This is a genomic window from Chitinophaga sp. 9-1-y (assembly GCF_059511905.2).
Genome location: NZ_CM197955.1, coordinates 2271225 through 2289119, shown reverse-complemented (window position 1 = coordinate 2289119; position 17895 = coordinate 2271225). Strand labels below are relative to the sequence as shown.

The window sequence follows — 17895 nt, the reverse complement described above, 5'->3', positions numbered from 1 at the left end:
TTTTTAAAAACCATCCCCCCTTCCTACCGGTTTCAACAAGTCAAAATCCGATCAACACTGATCAAAAATTGTAAACTTGCCTGCTTGCCAGCATACTACCTTCGCCCCAGCATAATAAAGTACATGACACCGAAATAAATATATACGCTGGGAGTGCCATCTCACTACCGGCCGCTTTTTTTTTGGAAACTATATTTTAAAAATACTAATTAATTCCATGATTAAAAATACAATAACCTTTTTCCTGGCTGCTGTAGCTTCGGCTACCACTACGCTCAGCGCCCAGCAAATCATTACGGTAGAAACAGCACATAATGCACTCGTAATGGAAACTGACCAGGAAAAATCGCTACTCGTTACCTATTTCGGTGCAAAAGCTAACAACATAAATGAATACAAGCTCCTACGTTCCCTGGATAAATTCAAACCCGGCAACGACGACCTGTACAACAAACGAGAAGTATACATGGGCTCCGGTTCTCTCAACCTGCTGGAACCCGCACTGGCAGTGACACATTACAATGGCGATAAATCACTCGTATTGCAATATGTTACCCACCAGGTGAAACAGCTGGACGATAACCGCACCCTTACCACCATACAGCTCAAAGACAGCGTGTATAACGTACAGGTAACACTGTATATGGAAGCATACGGCAAAGAAGATGTCATTGAGCAATGGGCGGAAATTATACACCACGAAAAGGGAGACATCTTACTAAACAAATATGCCTCCGCTAATCTTACCCTGCAGGGAAAAGCATTCTACCTGAATAATCATTACAGCAGCTATGGACAGGAAATGCAACCGGAAGAACAACTACTGCCACATGGTATACGTACCATTGACTCCAAGCTTGGCACAAGGAATAACCTGCTCCACTCCTCCTCTTTTATGATATCGCTGGACAAGCCAGCCACAGAAGACGAAGGACAGGTAATTGCCGGATCACTTGAATGGACCGGCAACTTCCGGCTCGATTTCGAAACTTTTGATGAATATTATCTGCGGGTGACGGCCGGCATCAACAATGCTGCGGCCAATTACACCTTAAAACCCAACGAACCGTTTGTTACCCCTAAATTTGTGTATACACTGTCTGACAACGGTAAAGGTCTGGCCAGTCGCAATTTGCAGCACTGGGCCAGGCAATACCGCCTGTTAAACGGTACTGGTGAACGATACACGCTGCTGAATAACTGGGAAACCACCTACTTCGATTTCGATGATGCCAAACTGGACGCACTCATACAGGACGCCAAAAAATTAGGCACCAATGTATTCCTGTTGGACGATGGATGGTTTGGCAACAAGTACCCGAGAAATAACGCTACCGGCGGACTGGGCGACTGGCAGGTAAATCACGCAAAACTTAAAAAGGGTCTCGGCCACCTGGACCAGGTGGCTAAAGAAAATGGCGTAAAATTCGGAATATGGATAGAACCTGAAATGGTGAACCCCAGAAGCGAATTATACGAAAAACATCCTGACTGGGTATTGAAAGAACCAGGCCGCAAGGAATATTATATGCGCAACCAACTGGTACTGGATCTCTCCAATCCACTGGTACAGGATTTCATCTACCAAACTATCGACAACATCTTTAAAGAAGCACCAGGACTCTCTTTCTTTAAGTGGGACTGCAATTCACTGATCTATAACGCCCACTCTGCCACACTGAAAAACCAGGATCACCTCAATATTGAATATGTACGTGGGTTGTACAGCGTATTGGAGAAAATCCGGAAAAAATATCCTGATGTTGCAATGATGCTTTGCGCCGGCGGTGGCTCCAGGGTAGACTATGGCGCGTTACAATACTTTACTGAATTCTGGCCCAGCGATAACACCAACGCCTACGACAGGATCTTTATACAATGGGACTACTCCTATTATTTCCCGTCTATTGCTGTAGATAACCATGTGACCGATATGGGTAAACAGCCCATCAAATTCAGAACAGATGTGGCCATGATGGGAAAATTAGGCTTCGATATAAAAGTAAATGAGCTGTCGCCCAACGACCTTTTATTCTGCCAGCAAGCCATCCGGTTGTACGATTCCTTCAAGGATATTATATGGCATGGCGACCAATACCGTTTACAGGATCCCCGTCACAACAAAGTAGCGTCTGTTGCCTACGTAGATGCAAAGCAGGATGAAGCTGTGGTATTCAACTATCATATGCCAACTACTTTTGTAACAACACTGATGCCTCCCATTAAAATGAAAGGACTTGATCCCAATAAACAATATACCATTGAAGAAATTAATCTCTATCCAGGTAGTACGACGCCGCTGAATGCTACCCAAACCTATTCAGGAGATTTCCTGATGAAAATAGGTTTTAATCCACAAACGAGCGCCAGACGCACGAGTGTGATACTGCGGATAAAGGCAACCCGGTAACAGATAGTCTTTGGGCTGTAGGTTACCCTCTTATGCTGTCGGGCTTTTTGTTCAGTTTAGCCCGGCAGTATTTTTTTCAGGAATAATACAAGAGTCATTTTACAGGTGTGATATTGCGTATAAAACAGCAACCCGGTAGTTTATAGCCTGCAGGCTATAAACTACCGGGTTGTTATGTAATGGGAAATATTACTTTTTATAAAGCGGGCAGCGCTTAACGAGGTATTCCATGGTGTTTTTATACGCGTCGGCGGTATTCCAGAAAGCTTTCCTGTTCTGGTTATAAATGATATCGCTTTTGTTGTTATAAATTTTCATGTCCATGGTCGTTTCGTAGTTCTGTACACTGGTAGAATTATTACTGGCATATCCGCTGCTCTTCTTATCATCATCGTCTTTCTTGGTTTTATCGCTATAAGTAGTGCTGCCGTAACTGGTTTGCGTGGTGCGGTTTTGTGTAATCATACCATCAACAATATATTCTACCCCCAGTATGTCTGCTATTTCCGCCATGGTATAATTCAGCATAGTGGCCCTGGTAATACCGGCTTTATTGAGTTTCACATTGGTAGCACGCGGGCTCACGATCGTGTATACCCCGGCATGTTTGCTCAATAAATCATACAGTTCATTCTGTACGCCATCGCTCACTTCCTGCGCTGCATTTTGACCATCTTTCACAAAACTAAAGGGCAGAATAGCTACTTTATTACGGCGTTCCTCTGCACTCACGGGCGCCGGAGTGGCAGTACCAGCCGGGGTTGCTGTCGCCGGCGCATTTACCACTTCTACCCGTCCGCTGGCAAATGTAATTTTCTGGATATCCGTCTTTTTCAGGGTATATACCAGCTTTTCGCCTGTATAGGTAAACCGGATCGCATCATCTGTGATTTCAATTACATCCCCTTTTAGCTCTTCGCCATTAAGTTTTAAGATAACATCGTGTTTTTTTTCTGTTTGACTAAAGGAAGGATGATAAAAAGTAACAGCCAGTAGTAACAGGATAATTGCTTTAAAAGAAATGGAGTTTTTCATCATTTTTATCGAGGTTATTTTACTACCGAATTTAACAATTTTACCTTACCCAACCGAATATTTATGACCTCAAATGGATACTACCGCAATAGCTCCAACAATTCTGTATCCTCGTCGTCCAGGAACTCCAATGGGGTGGTACCATCTATATTGGTGATGGTTTTATCGGCGCCGGCGGCCAGGAGTAAACGAACACACGCCGCCTGGTGATACCTGTTCTTTTCTCCGCCAAATTTATAGCCATGGATGGCCCATAAAAGCGGGGTACCCTGAAAATCAATGCAGCGCTGATTCAGTGCTGCCTTTTCGCGGATCAGCCTTTCTACCAGCTTATCCCTTCCTACCCAGGCGGCCCAGTGTAAGGCAGTACCACCATGACAACCGGCATGGTGAATATCGGCACCATTGTCTATACACAACAAGCCCACTTCTTCTGCGTGTAAACTGGCAGCGGCGGTAAGCGGCGTATCTAATCCGGCTGTCAACGTATTACCATTCACGTTAGCACCGTATGATAAAAATATTCGCGCCATCTCCACGCCTTCCTGGTCTGTGTAGGTATGTGCAAATACACCGTCACAGATACGGTGCAGGGGATGGGCTTTGGTTGGATTTTCTTCATCAAAAGGAATGCCTTCGTTAGCCAGTGAAGGATTTGCAGAAAGCGCTTTTTTGATTCCTTCCACATCCTTGTTATCTATCAGTTCTTTCATGATGCTTTTGTATTGGTTAACATCATAAATATAAACTCATTTTCCCATACTTGCTTATTAACAAAGCCGCCCCGCCACGCGATATTGCGTGGCGGGGCGGCTTGCTGCTTCATCATCTCTACATTAATATCCAGGGGCTTGAACTAACTTTTTATTCCGGTCGATTTCGCTTTGTGGCACGGGGTAGAAATAAAATTTATTATCCCACTGTGCCCTGGTAAAGGCCACAATTCTTTTATGAAATTCCGGATCGGACAGGAAGGAGCCTTTTTCGATATTCATTCCATGGAATTGTCCGCCCTGGTGCTGGTCCGGTGTGCTGGCTACTTTCCAACGACGCACGTCCCAATAGCGGTGTCCTTCATACATCAACTCAATCTGGCGTTCGAGATGAATTTGCTTACGCATTTCTTCCTGGCTGGCGCCGGGCGAAAGGTCTGCCAATCCTCCGCGATGACGGATTCTATTGAGGTACTTCAATACATCCGGATTGCCGGGATCATATTCATTCAATGCTTCGGCATAGTTCAAGTAAATTTCACCGAGGCGAATCATCATCGCCGGGCGGGAAAAACTTCTGCCACTTCTGAAATCAGTGTTCGGATGAATATTTTTGCGGGCGGTATAGCCGGTAGACGGCCAGTCGCGCGGAGCGCCATTCTTTCCGGAGTTGCCGGTAAAGAAGAATTCCACCCGGGTTTGGCCGTTTTCCGGCACCACGGGAATAACGGATCCATTAAAGGTCACATCTACATAAAACCTCGGTTCCCTGCCCACATACATATTGGAGGTACCATCTACATAATAAGGGGTAGCGGTATTGGTAAACCCGGTTTCCGTATAGCCGCTGCTGTTATCTGTAATCGGCTTACCATTTGCCGTCCGGAAAACATCCACCATTTCCTGTGTAACGGCAATACCATTCCAGGCGTTACCGTTGGCGCATCTGGGCGAACAGTGGCGTTCCCAGTTACCCACATGGTCGGAGTTGGTACGAATCCAGATCGCTTCTGTTTGCCAGCCATCAAAGAATAAATTGCGGCAGGAAAGAAAAGCCGCTCTAAATGGATCAGCATCCGCCACGGTATATAACTGCCATTTGTTCAGGTCTATCACCGCCTTGGCAGCATCAGCTGCTTTCTTCCATTTTTCTTTGTCGAAAGTGGGGTTAATCAGGGGAGCGCCATCTGCATTTTTAAAGTTGCTCATCTCGCTGTTACCATTAAACAACGGACTGGCACTATATAACAGGATCTGCGATTTCACGGCCAGGATAATTGGCTGTGTAATACGACCAGTTTGCGTTACATCTGGTTGTGTAGGATCCACAGGGTTCATGTGTTGTACCGGTACATCAGGGAAGGCTTTGTCCATTTCTGACAGTACATACCCCACGCAGTTATCCCATGGGCTTCTGGGTATCTGAAAATCAGCGTCTGGTGCCATCGGTTCTTCTCCCATTAAAACTACAGGGCCGTATTGCCGCATCAGCAACCAGTAGTAATAGGCCCGGAGAAAGCGTGCTTCTGCTTTATATTGTTTCAGCAACTGTACGCCATTGGGCTGCGACTGAATCTCTTTATTTAAATCTGCGTTCTTCAAAAATATAGCCGCCTGACGGATCGTCTGGTAATATCCATTCCAATAAGAAGGATTGGCGTTATCAGCGGTAATAGCACCAGAGTTGATACCGGGTTGTACCCAGGCATAATCTACTTCATCGCATTGCCCCGTCCAGGGAACGCTATATGGCTGTGCCCACATGTCTGGCATCGGGTTATAAATACGCGCCAGCCATTGCTCTGTCATGGCCCTGTTGGTGAACACATCATTCAGTGTGGTAATATTATCCGGTACTGTATTCAGGAATCCTTTCTTACAACTGCCCGCCAGCAACAGCAGCAGGAGTAGCAGGATATTTTTTGGAAAGAAGTAATGATTCATAATCGTGCAGTTTTATTTGAAATTAGCCCGGATACCAAAATTGAAACTGGTCATGTTAGGATACGCCGTTCCTCTACCATCGCCCAATTCCGGGTCCCATATTTTCCAGGGGGAGATGGTAAAGAGGTTGGTACCGTTCAGGTAGGTACGTATGCTCTTCAAACCAAATCGTTGTAACCGGTCGCCACCAAACGTATAGCCCAACTCCGCACTTTTCAGGCGGATATAGTCGGCGCGTTTGATCCACCAGGTACTTTCATAGTAGTTAGTGGTAATATCCTGGCGGGTTGACATTCTTGGATAGAAAGGCTGCTTATTAGGATTATCGGGTGTCCAGCGGTCTGTTGCTATCGTATATAGGTTACCGATAGTAGGTCCTTCATAGAAGGGATTGGTAGCATGCCCACCGCTATACATAAAGTCTACCATGGCTACGCCCTGGAAAAACAGGCTCAGGTCAAATCCTTTGGCTCCTACGCTGAAATTCAATCCATATACGATACGGGGTACTGAACCATAACCAATGGCCTGCTGATCGTAGCTGTTAATTTGTCCATCGCCGTTCAGGTCTTTATACTTAATATCACCCGGACGTACATCCCCTGCCTGTTTTGGCGACTTCGATATTTCTGCTGAATCTGCAAACAAGCCCAGGGCTACATAACCAAAACGCTGGTCAATAGGATGCCCGGTGCGATTCAGCCATGGGTATTGCCAGGCAGGTAACCCATCGTATACATCTTTGTTGATGTTGAAGTTGAAATTCCCGCGGAAGGCAACCCAATAGTTTTTCGAAAATGATTTATTATACTCGAGGGTAACGTCAATGCCTTTATTTTCAGTAATCCCAATATTGCTATAGGGGATGTTGTCGCTCGTATAGCCGGAAGCGTAAGGGATATCATACTTTCTTAGCAGGATACCGGTTCTGCGCTCTTTAAATAATTCCACAATCAGCGACAGTTCATCGTGGAAGGCTTTTACCTCAATCCCAAGGTTCTGCCGCTTACCGGTTTCCCAGCTTACTTCTGAACCAATCTGGTCTTCCTGTAAGCCCTTAGACCAGGTAGTATTGCCCGGTACTCCAAAAGTGTAGCCTAACCCGTCGTCTGCCTTGATCCTGGTCAAGAACAGGAAGCGGGAGCCGGTATTACTATTGCCGGATAACCCATAGGTATAGCGGAGTTTTAAATAGCTCAATACATTGCTCAGTGGAGCAAAAAAGCTTTCATTGGATACCACCCATCCTACACCATAAGAAGGGAATAAACCATAGCGCTTCCTGGGGGTGAAGTTTTCAGAGCCATTGTAACCGAAGTTCACTTCTGCGAAGTAACGGCTCTTATAACCATAGGTGGCTCTTCCACTCAGGCCCCTGATACGGTAGGGAATCGATTCAATCAGGGAACCGGCATCTGCGTTGATATAGTCCGACTGGTTATACAACAACAACCCGGATACATCATGGTCGCCAAATTTGTTCGCATAGTTCAATGCGGTTTCCGTATAGAAACGGCGGTCTCCTCCCCTGGATACTTCAAATCCCAATACGTTGGATCCCGGATCCACTACTTTGGTGATGAGGTTGCCTAATGAGTCGCGACCGGTAGCATAGTAGGTTTGTACTTCCCTTTTCCTGTTCAGGTTATTCCAGCCATAGGCATCAAAAGCAAACATGCTGGTGGCAGACAAACCTTTCAGGATGAAGTCAAAATTTTGTCTTAACCGGATATTGGAACGGATGGTGTTCCGGTATTCGGTGGCATAGCCGGACTGTGTAAGATTACGATACGGACTTGGGTAGCTACCATTCGGTATTTTGGGCCATTGTCCGTTAGAGTATTGTGGTGGAATCAGGTGTGGGGGTACCTGTGTAGCCAGGTCAAATAAAGCGTTGGTACCAATCCCCGGATAATTACTATTGATGATATAACCGTTTACCCCTAATTCCAGTTTGGTTGTTTTGGTGATATTAGCATCAACGTTCGTTGTAAAATTATATCGATCCAGTTTAATATCTGAATTATAAGATTGCATATGATCGCGTTTCAGCAACCCTGTTTCTGAGTAGTAGCCTGCTGAAATGTAGTAGGTAGCGAATTCGGAGCCTCCTTTTACATTGAGGTTGGCTCTTCTGCTCTGGCCCCATTTATTGAACAATACCTTGAACCAGTCTACATTGGGGTACAGGTCGGGATCTTCGCCGGAAGTATGTTTTTGTATGGTTTCATCTGAATATAGTGGTGTTCTGCCTCTCATCTCCAGGCCTTCATTATACAAGTGCATAAAAGTGGGTGCATCTACAAACTTAGGCAGCTGTGTAAATTTAGTGATGGCCTGGTTGAGTTCCACATTGATTTGTGGCTTACCGGCTTTACCTGTTTTGGTATTCACGAGAATAACGCCATTAGCGCCGCGGGTACCATATACGGCGGTAGCGGAGGCATCTTTCAATACCGTAAAGCTGGCGATGTCTTCCGGGTCGAGATCGTTGATACTGCGGTTAGGTACGCCGTCTACGATGATGAGTGGACCACGCGGACTGGAGCCAAAAGTAGAGATACCACGTATCCAGATGTCGGAGCCATCGTAGCCGGGTTCACCGCTTCTTGTTACGGCTACAATGCCTGCCAGTCGCCCGCCTAATGCATTCGTCAAACTTCTTACCGGCAGTTTCAGCTCTTCCGGTTTGATGGTAGACTGTGCACCTACGAGGCTGATTTTCTTTTGTGCACCGAAGCCGACTACCACTACTTCATTCAACCCTCCTTCTTTCGCCAGCATTTCTACGTTGATATCTACTTTATTCCTCACCGTGATTTGTTGGGGCTGATAACCGATGTAAGAAAATTCGAGTATGTCGGTAGGTTCCACATCCAGTTCATAGTAACCTTTATCATTGGTGGTGGTACCGGTGGGTGTTCCCTGTATTTTGACGGTAACGCCTACCAGGGGCGCTCCCAGCTTGTCTTTTACAGTACCGGATACTTTCAGTTTCACGGCGGGTTTTCGTACAGGCGGGGGCGTGCGGTTTTCAGCAGGTGTAATCACATATTGGGAAGGACCCATGGGACTCAGGCTGAGGTTATGCCCCAGTAGTGTTTTCTGCAGAAAGGGTACTACTTTTTCTGCGTCCATTCTCAGTACTTTATCGGGCAGCAAAATATCTTTTGCATACTTTTCATTCAGTGCGATTCTGAGTTGATATTTTGAATAAATTTTTTCGAGGGCATCCTTTAGTGGAATCATTTGGGTTTTGCTTCCCGTTTCAGAAGGGCTACTTCGGTCACGTTCCTGGTTGACCGGCGCTTCAATGCCGGCCATTGCGTCCTGCGCATGTAAAGGCGGGGTTACCGCGATCAGTACAAAGCATAGGCCAGCCGCTCCCTTCAGGCAATGCCGTAGAGATCCAAATTTCATAACGAATAAATTTTGGTTAAAGACTACATATTTGATTAAAGACTACTTCATTAAAATGGGACTCAACCCCATATTAATTGTCACTGCTGTTTTATCATATGGTTTCAATCATAGCACACCAGTATCCGTTGACGCACTGGCTGCCCATCAGAACAAGATAAGTATTTCATCTAACGCGGCGCATAAAGTTGTCCTGCCTCTGTAATCAGGCGGCAACATTAGGATTTTCAATACAAAAAAATTCAGATTACCTACTTAGCTGACAGGCATTTGACGATACATTTTTAAAGCATACTTATTTTGGTTGAATAATAATCCGGTTGCCATCTTTTCGCACGGTGGCGTTTAACATGGCCCCCAATACTTTGCATAAACTGTTTTCATCTGTTATCAATACACGTCCGCTGATACGGGTATCACGGAACTTTTGTGGTTGCAATACGGCTACTTCATATCCATAGTTTGCCAGCAAAAGTTCCCTTAATTCATCTATGGAGGTATCTTCGAACTTGTAATCCCCATCTTTCCAGGCTGCATATAACTGTGGGTTGACGTGATCTATCCGTAGCTGACTATCAGTTACCATGCCTCTTTCCCCGGGATGCACCAGCAATTCCTTATTGAAAGCGGTGGCTTTAATCAGGCCGGTATTCACCATCACCGCGGCATGGCGTCCATGCTCATTGATGGTGAAAGCTGTACCCAATACTGTCACCACCATATCGGGCGCATGTACTGTAAATGGTGCGGCTGCTTTTTTCGCTACTTCAAAATAAGCGCTTCCTTCCAGCCATACCTCGCGTATACTTTCGTTTTTCCCTTTTCTCATTTTCAGGGCTCCTCCCGGCTTTACCCATATACGGGTACTGTCTGGTAAAAGGATGGTTTGTACGGACGTTTTTTTCGACACCAGCGTTACCCATGATGCAACCGGCGTGTTGTTCTTTTTCCATAGGTAGGTCCCCACTCCACCCGCCAGCATCAATACCAGGACAGCCGCTGCATATTTCATCCAACCAAGCCGCTTTACGGGTGTAACGCGTTCATCGGACAACTGCGCGATCACCTTTTCCCAACTTTGATTGGCATCAGCAGGCGTAATACTGCTGGCCAGTTGCTGGTCAAAGATATCTTTTACCCGGAAATACAGCGCCTGGTTGTCGGGAGAAGCCGCTAACCAGGCAGTAACTGCCGCCGTTTCCTCCGGTGTTGTTTGTTCGTCTATGAACCTGATTAAAATCGTATAATCCAAATCGTTAGTATTATGTGGTGACATGTCATTTATTTAGACGACAAGGAGAGAATATCTACGTATGCTTTTTTCAATTTTTTTTTAGAAAAACGAAAAAAGGCAAAAAGAGGGATGGGGGACTACATCATAATAAAGGAAAACAGGAGGTTAGTACGCCGGATCATTCCTCTTAATTGTTTAATGGCTTTATACAACTGTGTTTCTACGGTACGGGAAGAAATCCCCATGGCTTCGGAGATTTCCCCGGTTTTGAGCCCTTGCTGGTAGCGGAGCTTTACCACTTCCCGGCATTTTGGTGGCAGTTCCTCTATGGCCTGCCATACGCTGGCTTCCAGGTTATCCTGCTCTAACAGGCTTTGCCTGGAGCCGTCAGGGCTGAAATAATCCAGTTCTGCCGCAGTGAGCCCCGGCAGGGAGGCGTTTACATAACGCTGGTGTACAGCCTGGTGTTTAATATAATCCAGGCAGCTATTATGGATGCTACGAAACAGGTAACTTTTAATATTGGTGGTAATATGCAGAGAGGAACCTTTGCGATGTAGTTGTACAAAAACATCCTGCACTATGTCTTCGGCGGTTTCCCGCAATACATATTTGCAGGCGTAAGCTAAGAGAACAGCGTAGCTCTCTTTAAATACCAGCTCCAGCCCGGCAGCCTCTTGCTGTAATAACGTGGCGGTTTTAGGCCCTTCCTCTACCGGATCCCCCATGGCTTAACGAAATTGTTTTGAAGCAATTCAACCAAGGTAATGATAATAAAATTAAAATGCAATACTGGCGGCAGCCCTTCTTATTCTTCGATCGGGAGGCCATCACGGAAGTAAAAAATGTGACCGGTCAGTACCTTTGGCGGCATACTATTCCTTACCAGAAATGTTTATCAAATCTTTTATCACTTTACTAGTTTCTTCCAGGCTGCCAGTATAAAAAGTAACGTTATAGGCGGTATTATTTCCGCGGCGAACGCAAGTAAATAGTTTTATAAAAGAAACAGCCTCGTAGCATATGCTACGAGGCTGTTTCCATTTCCATACAGTTGCTTACGTAACTGAATTATTTTTTGGTTGCTTTTACGCTGAAACCAATTTCCACTTCTTTGCTGATCATCCAGTTTTCAGGGCTACCTTCTGTTTTGTAGCTGATGCCCCAGGCAGATCTGTCGATCACAAATTTAGCGTTAGCAGTAACATCGTTACCGTTTACAGCAATTTGTGCAGGGAAAGTGATGTTCAGGGTGCTGTCTTTCAGCGTCAGGTTACCACTGATCAGGTTAGTAGCACCAGGCAACAGGCTTTTTTGTTTAGCGCTATCGTAAGGAGCAACAGCAGTAATAACGAATTTAGCAGCAGGATACTTTGCTACATCAAAGAAATCGCCGCTTTTCAGGTGACCATCCAGGTCAGTTGACTTTTTACCTGCTTCCGTTACAGAAGCCGGGTCAGTAGTCAGGCTGTTCATGTTTACGTCGAAGCTACCGCCGGTAACTGCGCCGTTGTCAACGTTCAGGCTACCATTGGTTACTTTGATAGCACCAAAGCGTGGAGCGAATCCACCTTTGTGTGTAGCACGCCATTGTACAGCACTGGTAGTAGTGTCAATTGCATAAGCTGCGCCGGTAGTGGCTGCAACTTCTTTTTTTTCTTCGGTCTTCGTCTGTTCAGTCGAAGCGCCACCGCATGCTGCCAAGGTAAGCAGCAGCGCAAAAGCTGGTACTGTTTGCTTCATAAATTTCGATTAGCTATTATATATAAGGCAGCGAAATTAGTTATTTTGGCGTATTCAACCATGCAATACATTGAAAAATGTCAATATTATAACAATTCCTTCACAGACCCCGGCGCATGACGATCGCCTTACAACATAATCACAGAATCAATCGTGGATACCTGTTTGTAATAAGTAATCACTTCTTCTTCATTCTGAACAGGCACCAATACGGTAAATGACTTATATTTTCCCCCGGAAGAATTAGTTTCTGTCATCTTTGCGGCTACATTTGCAAACATAGACTTCAGCTCCGCAATCTTCTCCTCCTCTGCTTTTATAATGAACTTAAAAGTATATTCAGTGGGAAATACAATGGACTGCTGCAACAACGACCGAAAATTTTCATATGGATCTCCGCCCTGGTTGGCATTTACATTTTCTCCTATAGACATATTAATACTATTTATCAAATTTATAGTCAGCATTAACCTGCAAAATACCTTCTTTTTCAACAACATTATAAACAAGACTGACATCGCTATAGAAAAACCAATGAGAATGCGCTATCTCAGCGGATTTAGCTAAATAATACACTGGCGAGCCCTCTTTGCAGTCCGCGTAATTCCGCGAGCCCTTTGAGCCTGCCAATACAGGAATAACCCGGATAGGTAATTTTAGCCTGATCATCCAACAGCTGATGACCATGGTCCGGCCTTACCGGCAACACCACCTTTCTTTCCTTCATCAGGCGCAACAGTGCCCGTACCACTCCTACCATATCCACATCTCCGTTTAAATGATCGGCTTCATAAAAATTGCCTTGATTATCGCAACGCGTATTGCGGAGATGCAAAAAGTGAATATGTTCTCCCAGTTGCGCGATAATAGCCATGAGATCATTATCCGGTCGTACTCCCAGCGATCCGGAACAAAAGCAAATTCCGTTAGCGGGCGAAGGCACCGATGCCACTATCTCCTGTAAATCGGGCGCCGTGCTTACAATGCGTGGCAATCCCAATACCGGGTAAGGGGGATCATCCGGATGTATAGCCATCTTCAGCCCCAGAGATTCCGCTACCGGCACCACTTCGCTTAAAAAATAAAACAGGTGTGCCTTTAAGGTAGCAGTATCTATTCCTTTATAGGTGTCCAACGCCGCCAGGATGTCGGCGGGTGCAAAGCGCCCCGTACTCCCCGGCAACCCCAGCAACGCATTCTGGAATACCGCCTGCTTTTCCGCATCCGTATGGGTATGCAGCCAATGCTTCGCTGTACTGATTTCCGCTGGTGTATAATCTTTTTCCGCCTGTGGTCTTTTCAACATAAAAAGATCAAATGCGATAAATGCCGCACGCTCAAAATAAAGTGCTTTACCACCTGACGGCAACGTATAACTGATGTCGGTACGCACCCAATCCATCACGGGCATGAAGTTGTACGTCACCACTTTTATCCCGCAGGCAGCCAGGTTCTGCAAACTTGTTTTGTAATGGGCGATATGCGTTTTATAATCGCCGCTTTGCCGTTTAATATCTTCACTAACGGGCAAACTTTCCACCACTGTCCAACTCATGCCTTCTTTTTCTATCATCGCTTTTCTCGCCTGAATATCGACAGCAGGCCACACTTCTCCCACCGGGATATGATGTAACGCAGTTACCACACCTTCACACCCGGCCTGACGGATGTCGCTTAACCGAACAATATCGTGTGGTCCAAACCAACGCATCGTTTCCTGCATGAACATAATGATTGTTTTACTAGGTGATCTAAAATGAAGCGGATACATTCAAAATAATCGTGGCAGCCGTTAAGGCCGCCGATTGTGCCGTTATGGTGGACTGCCACAGGTGTGGGCCTAGTGGGAAGCATCGTAATTACGTTGTTTCATAACGGGTGTTTTACGTGAAAATTACCCGTTGGCGTATCTGTGGACTTGGGTTTCAAAGGGACGAATATAAGGAAAAACAGTATTGGCGTAACCGATTGCATTTTTTTATTCAAAAAAAGTTCATTTCCTTTGAAGGAGAAGCTGTAAATAAATGTCAGAAGACCGGGAAGTAACGATATATGATATCGCAAAATACCTGAATGTATCGGCGGCCACTGTAAGCAGGGGATTAAAAAACAATCCCATGATCAGCAAAAGTACCCGCAAGAAAATTGAGGAAACGGCGAAGTTGTTGGGTTATCAGTCGAATACATTTGCCAGCAGCCTGAGAAGCGGGCAAACCAATACCCTGGGGGTACTGGTACCGCGACTGAACAGCCACTTCATGTCGTCGGCCATTGCCGGCATGGAAGATGCCGCCAACCGGCACGGCTACAATCTCATTATTGCGCAATCGTTGGAAGATGTAGAAAAAGAAAAGCGCAACGCGGCCACAATGTTTAATAAGCGGGTAGATGGCTTGCTCATCTCCCTCTCTTATAATACCCAAAATATCCAGCACCTGGAACCTTTCTTCAAGAAGAAGATTCCTGTGGTATTCTTTGACCGCATTTATCAGCATGATGAAAGCACGGCAATAGGTATTAATAATTATGAAGCAGCTTATAATGTTACCAAACACCTGGTCAGCCAGGGTTGCCGGAAAATTATGCACCTGGGTGGTAACCTGCTGCGGAATGTGTACCAGGACAGACTTAACGGATACCAGCAAGCCCTTCGTGATCATCATTTACCCGTGAAAGAAAAATGGCACTTAACCGGCGATCTCTCGGAGCAGGCTGGCTCCGATGCCGCCAGGTATATACTGGAGCTACCCGCCAAAGAACGCCCGGATGCTGTTTTTTCCGCCAACGATACGGCAGCTGTATATTGCATGCTGGCACTGAAAGCCGCCGGCCTGCGCATCCCGGAAGATATTGCCTTCGCGGGTTTCAACAATGACCCTATCAGCCGGGTAATTGAGCCCAACCTTACTACCGTGGAGTATCCCGGGGAAAGCCTTGGACATACCGCTGCCACCCACCTGATTAATCACCTCAAAGGCGTCAATAACCTCTATACCACCAATGCCATTACCCTCCGGGCCGACCTGGTGATCAGAACCTCTTCCCTTAAAAACAAATTGCGGGAATAAATTTTTTTTAAGATATTTACGCAACCGATTGCGAAAATAATGCGTAAAAGTGATTATCCTACGATATTTCAGGAAAAGAAATACGGTATTTCGATCGCTAAAAACATATAGTCAATACCGTTATACTGCATCGTCATTCAATAAAATTGTTGTATGAAGAAAACCACGTTATGGCTACTCTGTCTCTGCTACGCTCTTACCGCCAAAGGAGAAAACGGATATGATCTGTGGCTCCGGTACACACGGGTGGCTAACCCATCTCTCCTTACCTCCTACCGCCAACAAGCCAACACCCTTCATATCAATGGCACTTCGGCGACCCTGCATATTGTAAAAGAAGAATTGCGTAACGGGCTGTCGGGGTTACTGGCCCACACACCCGTATTCAGCAACACCATAGATAGAGACGGCACCATCATCGCAGGTACGCCCGACTCCTCTCCGCTGATTCATAACGCCAACATCCGTACGCAGCTGGAACAAGTCGGGGAAGAAGGTTTCGTCATCGCCACTACGCTCATCCATCACAAAAAATGCATACTCATCGCCGGCAACACCGACGTGGGCGTATTATACGGCGCCTTTCATTTTCTCCGTCTACTGCAAACGGAACAACCTATTCCATCCACCCCTTTTGTGTCTGCACCTAAACTGCGGCTTCGCATGCTGAATCACTGGGATAACCTCGACAGAACCGTGGAAAGAGGCTATGCCGGCTTCTCCCTCTGGAACTGGCATACCCTTCCCGATTATATCGATCAACGATATATGGATTATGCAAGAGCCAATGCGTCTATCGGCATCAACGGTACCGTCATCACCAACGTAAATGCCAATGCCACCGTTCTCACACCTGCTTACCTCGAAAAAGTAAAGGCACTGGCTGATGTATTCCGGCCTTATGGTATCAAAGTATATCTCACGGCAAGATTCAGCGCCCCCATGAACATCGGCGGACTGAAAACGGCGGATCCACTGGATCCGGCCGTACAACAATGGTGGAAAGAAAAAATTAAAGAGATATATACCTATATCCCCGACTTCGGCGGCTTCCTCGTAAAAGCCAACAGTGAAGGGCAACCCGGTCCGCAGGATTATCACCGTACCCATGCGGAAGGAGCCAACATGCTCGCAGATGCGATTGCTCCCTTTCACGGCGTAATCATTTGGCGCGCTTTCGTATACAGCCACGAAAACCCGGTAGACCGGCATCAACAGGCGTACAACGACTTTGTACCACTCGACGGCCGCTTCCATCCTAATGTGATGGTACAAGTGAAAAACGGCGCCATTGACTTCATGCCCAGGGAACCATTTCATCCGCTGTTTGGCGCGATGCCACATACTCCCCTGATGATGGAATTCCAGGTAACCCAGGAATACCTGGGACAAGGTACCAGTCTCGTTTTCCTTGCGCCGTTATTCAAAGAAGCATTACAGAGCGATACCTACGCCAAAGGAAAAGGCAGCACCGTAGCCAAAGTCATTGATGGGAGCCTTGACCCGCACCCACTCACCGGCATGGCAGGCGTAGCCAACATCGGCAATGATATCAACTGGTGCGGACATCCCTTTGCACAAGCCAACTGGTATGCACTGGGACGCCTCGCCTGGGATCACACCCTTTCCAGCGAACAAATTGCGGACGAATGGCTGCGGATGACCTGGTCCAACAACCCTGCCTTCCTGAAAGCCGCGTCACCACTCCTACTGGAAAGCAGAGATCTGTTTGTACAATATGCGAACCCGTTAGGACTACATCATATCATGGGTACCAGTCATCACTACGGACCTGCTCCATGGGTCAGCCATTTGAGTCGACCGGAATGGAACCCGGTATACTATCACAAAGCTGACAGCTATGGTATCGGCTTCGATCGCACGGCTACCGGCAGTAATGCGCTGGCGCAATATCATCCCACCGTACAGCAGCAATGGGCCGACATCAACACCTGCGATGAAAAGTACCTGTTATGGTTTCATCATGTACCCTGGCAATTCAGGATGAAAAGCGGCAGGAATTTATGGGAAGAACTTTGCTGTCAATACTATACCGGCGCCGCAAAAGCAGGCAACATGCAAATTACCTGGAAATCATTGCAACCTTACGTAGACAAACAACGATTTGAACAGGTTCGCATGTTGCTGGCAATACAACATAAAGAAGCCCTCTGGTGGCGAAATGCCTGTGTATTATATTTTCAATCCTTTCATGACATGCCCATTCCGGCTGGTTATGAAAAACCGGACCATACATTGGAATATTATAAACAGCTACAGTTCCCGTTTGCACCGGGTATTTAAAATAAAGTATTTAAACTGACGAAG

12 protein-coding genes are annotated in these 17895 nt (G+C 46.2%); 3 read left to right on the top strand and 9 right to left on the bottom strand.

All coding sequences use genetic code 11. The features are described 5' to 3' along the window. Positions 1–217: 217 nt before the first annotated feature. Positions 218–2410, top strand: coding sequence for an alpha-galactosidase (locus tag AC5ZC7_RS09100; protein WP_496159624.1), 2193 nt, complete (start codon positions 218–220; stop codon positions 2408–2410). A gap of 189 nt (positions 2411–2599) precedes the next feature. Here AC5ZC7_RS09100 and AC5ZC7_RS09095 read toward each other — a convergent pair whose 3' ends face one another. The 9 genes from AC5ZC7_RS09095 to uxuA form a co-directional block, all read right to left on the bottom strand. Continuing rightward, the gene (locus AC5ZC7_RS09095; RefSeq protein WP_496159625.1) at positions 2600–3448 is read right to left on the bottom strand and encodes a hypothetical protein; all 849 of its coding nucleotides are present in this window, start codon (positions 3446–3448) and stop codon (positions 2600–2602) included. 77 nt (positions 3449–3525) lie between these two features. After that, positions 3526–4158 carry an ankyrin repeat domain-containing protein gene (locus tag AC5ZC7_RS09090; protein ID WP_496159626.1) on the bottom strand — a complete coding sequence of 211 codons (633 nt, stop codon included), beginning with the start codon at positions 4156–4158 and terminating at the stop codon, positions 3526–3528. 123 nt (positions 4159–4281) lie between these two features. Next, positions 4282–6102 carry a RagB/SusD family nutrient uptake outer membrane protein gene (locus AC5ZC7_RS09085; protein ID WP_496159627.1) on the bottom strand — a complete coding sequence of 607 codons (1821 nt, stop codon included), beginning with the start codon at positions 6100–6102 and terminating at the stop codon, positions 4282–4284. Between the two features lie 12 nt (positions 6103–6114). Continuing rightward, positions 6115–9522: a SusC/RagA family TonB-linked outer membrane protein gene (locus AC5ZC7_RS09080; protein ID WP_496159628.1), complete on the bottom strand. Its 3408-nt coding sequence runs from the start codon at positions 9520–9522 to the stop codon at positions 6115–6117. Between the two features lie 295 nt (positions 9523–9817). Then, the gene (locus AC5ZC7_RS09075) at positions 9818–10798 is read right to left on the bottom strand and encodes a FecR domain-containing protein (RefSeq protein ID WP_496159629.1); all 981 of its coding nucleotides are present in this window, start codon (positions 10796–10798) and stop codon (positions 9818–9820) included. A gap of 95 nt (positions 10799–10893) precedes the next feature. After that, a complete protein-coding gene (locus AC5ZC7_RS09070; RefSeq protein WP_496159630.1) occupies positions 10894–11484 on the bottom strand; it encodes an RNA polymerase sigma-70 factor in 591 nt (196 codons plus the stop codon). A gap of 343 nt (positions 11485–11827) precedes the next feature. Next, a complete protein-coding gene (locus AC5ZC7_RS09065; RefSeq protein ID WP_496159631.1) occupies positions 11828–12499 on the bottom strand; it encodes a YceI family protein in 672 nt (223 codons plus the stop codon). A 128-nt stretch (positions 12500–12627) separates the two neighbouring features. Then, entirely contained in the window at positions 12628–12933 is a 306-nt protein-coding gene (locus AC5ZC7_RS09060; protein WP_496159632.1) for an HP0495 family protein, read from the bottom strand. Between the two features lie 125 nt (positions 12934–13058). Further along, on the bottom strand, positions 13059–14228 hold the full coding sequence (uxuA, locus tag AC5ZC7_RS09055) for a mannonate dehydratase (protein ID WP_496159633.1): 1170 nt from the start codon (positions 14226–14228) through the stop codon (positions 13059–13061). A 295-nt stretch (positions 14229–14523) separates the two neighbouring features. Between uxuA and AC5ZC7_RS09050 the strand changes: the two genes are divergently transcribed. Both AC5ZC7_RS09050 and AC5ZC7_RS09045 read left to right on the top strand, forming a co-directional pair. Then, positions 14524–15567, top strand: coding sequence for a substrate-binding domain-containing protein (locus AC5ZC7_RS09050; RefSeq protein WP_496159634.1), 1044 nt, complete (start codon positions 14524–14526; stop codon positions 15565–15567). 153 nt (positions 15568–15720) lie between these two features. Beyond that, on the top strand, positions 15721–17871 hold the full coding sequence (locus AC5ZC7_RS09045; protein WP_496159635.1) for an alpha-glucuronidase family glycosyl hydrolase: 2151 nt from the start codon (positions 15721–15723) through the stop codon (positions 17869–17871). The last annotated feature ends 24 nt before the right edge of the window (positions 17872–17895 follow it).

Excerpts from the sequence above, each read along its gene's own strand:
- AC5ZC7_RS09095 (WP_496159625.1), bottom strand. The coding sequence starts at position 3,448 with ATGATGAAAAACTCCATTTCTTTTAAAGCAATTATCCTGTTACTACTG.
- AC5ZC7_RS09090 (WP_496159626.1), bottom strand. The coding sequence starts at position 4,158 with ATGAAAGAACTGATAGATAACAAGGATGTGGAAGGAATCAAAAAAGCG.
- AC5ZC7_RS09085 (WP_496159627.1), bottom strand. The coding sequence starts at position 6,102 with ATGAATCATTACTTCTTTCCAAAAAATATCCTGCTACTCCTGCTGCTG.
- AC5ZC7_RS09045 (WP_496159635.1), top strand. The coding sequence starts at position 15,721 with ATGAAGAAAACCACGTTATGGCTACTCTGTCTCTGCTACGCTCTTACC.
- AC5ZC7_RS09050 (WP_496159634.1), top strand. The coding sequence starts at position 14,524 with ATGTCAGAAGACCGGGAAGTAACGATATATGATATCGCAAAATACCTG.
- uxuA (WP_496159633.1), bottom strand. The coding sequence starts at position 14,228 with ATGTTCATGCAGGAAACGATGCGTTGGTTTGGACCACACGATATTGTT.
- AC5ZC7_RS09075 (WP_496159629.1), bottom strand. The coding sequence starts at position 10,798 with ATGTCACCACATAATACTAACGATTTGGATTATACGATTTTAATCAGG.
- AC5ZC7_RS09060 (WP_496159632.1), bottom strand. The coding sequence starts at position 12,933 with ATGTCTATAGGAGAAAATGTAAATGCCAACCAGGGCGGAGATCCATAT.
- AC5ZC7_RS09065 (WP_496159631.1), bottom strand. The coding sequence starts at position 12,499 with ATGAAGCAAACAGTACCAGCTTTTGCGCTGCTGCTTACCTTGGCAGCA.
- AC5ZC7_RS09080 (WP_496159628.1), bottom strand. The coding sequence starts at position 9,522 with ATGAAATTTGGATCTCTACGGCATTGCCTGAAGGGAGCGGCTGGCCTA.
- AC5ZC7_RS09100 (WP_496159624.1), top strand. The coding sequence starts at position 218 with ATGATTAAAAATACAATAACCTTTTTCCTGGCTGCTGTAGCTTCGGCT.
- AC5ZC7_RS09070 (WP_496159630.1), bottom strand. The coding sequence starts at position 11,484 with ATGGGGGATCCGGTAGAGGAAGGGCCTAAAACCGCCACGTTATTACAG.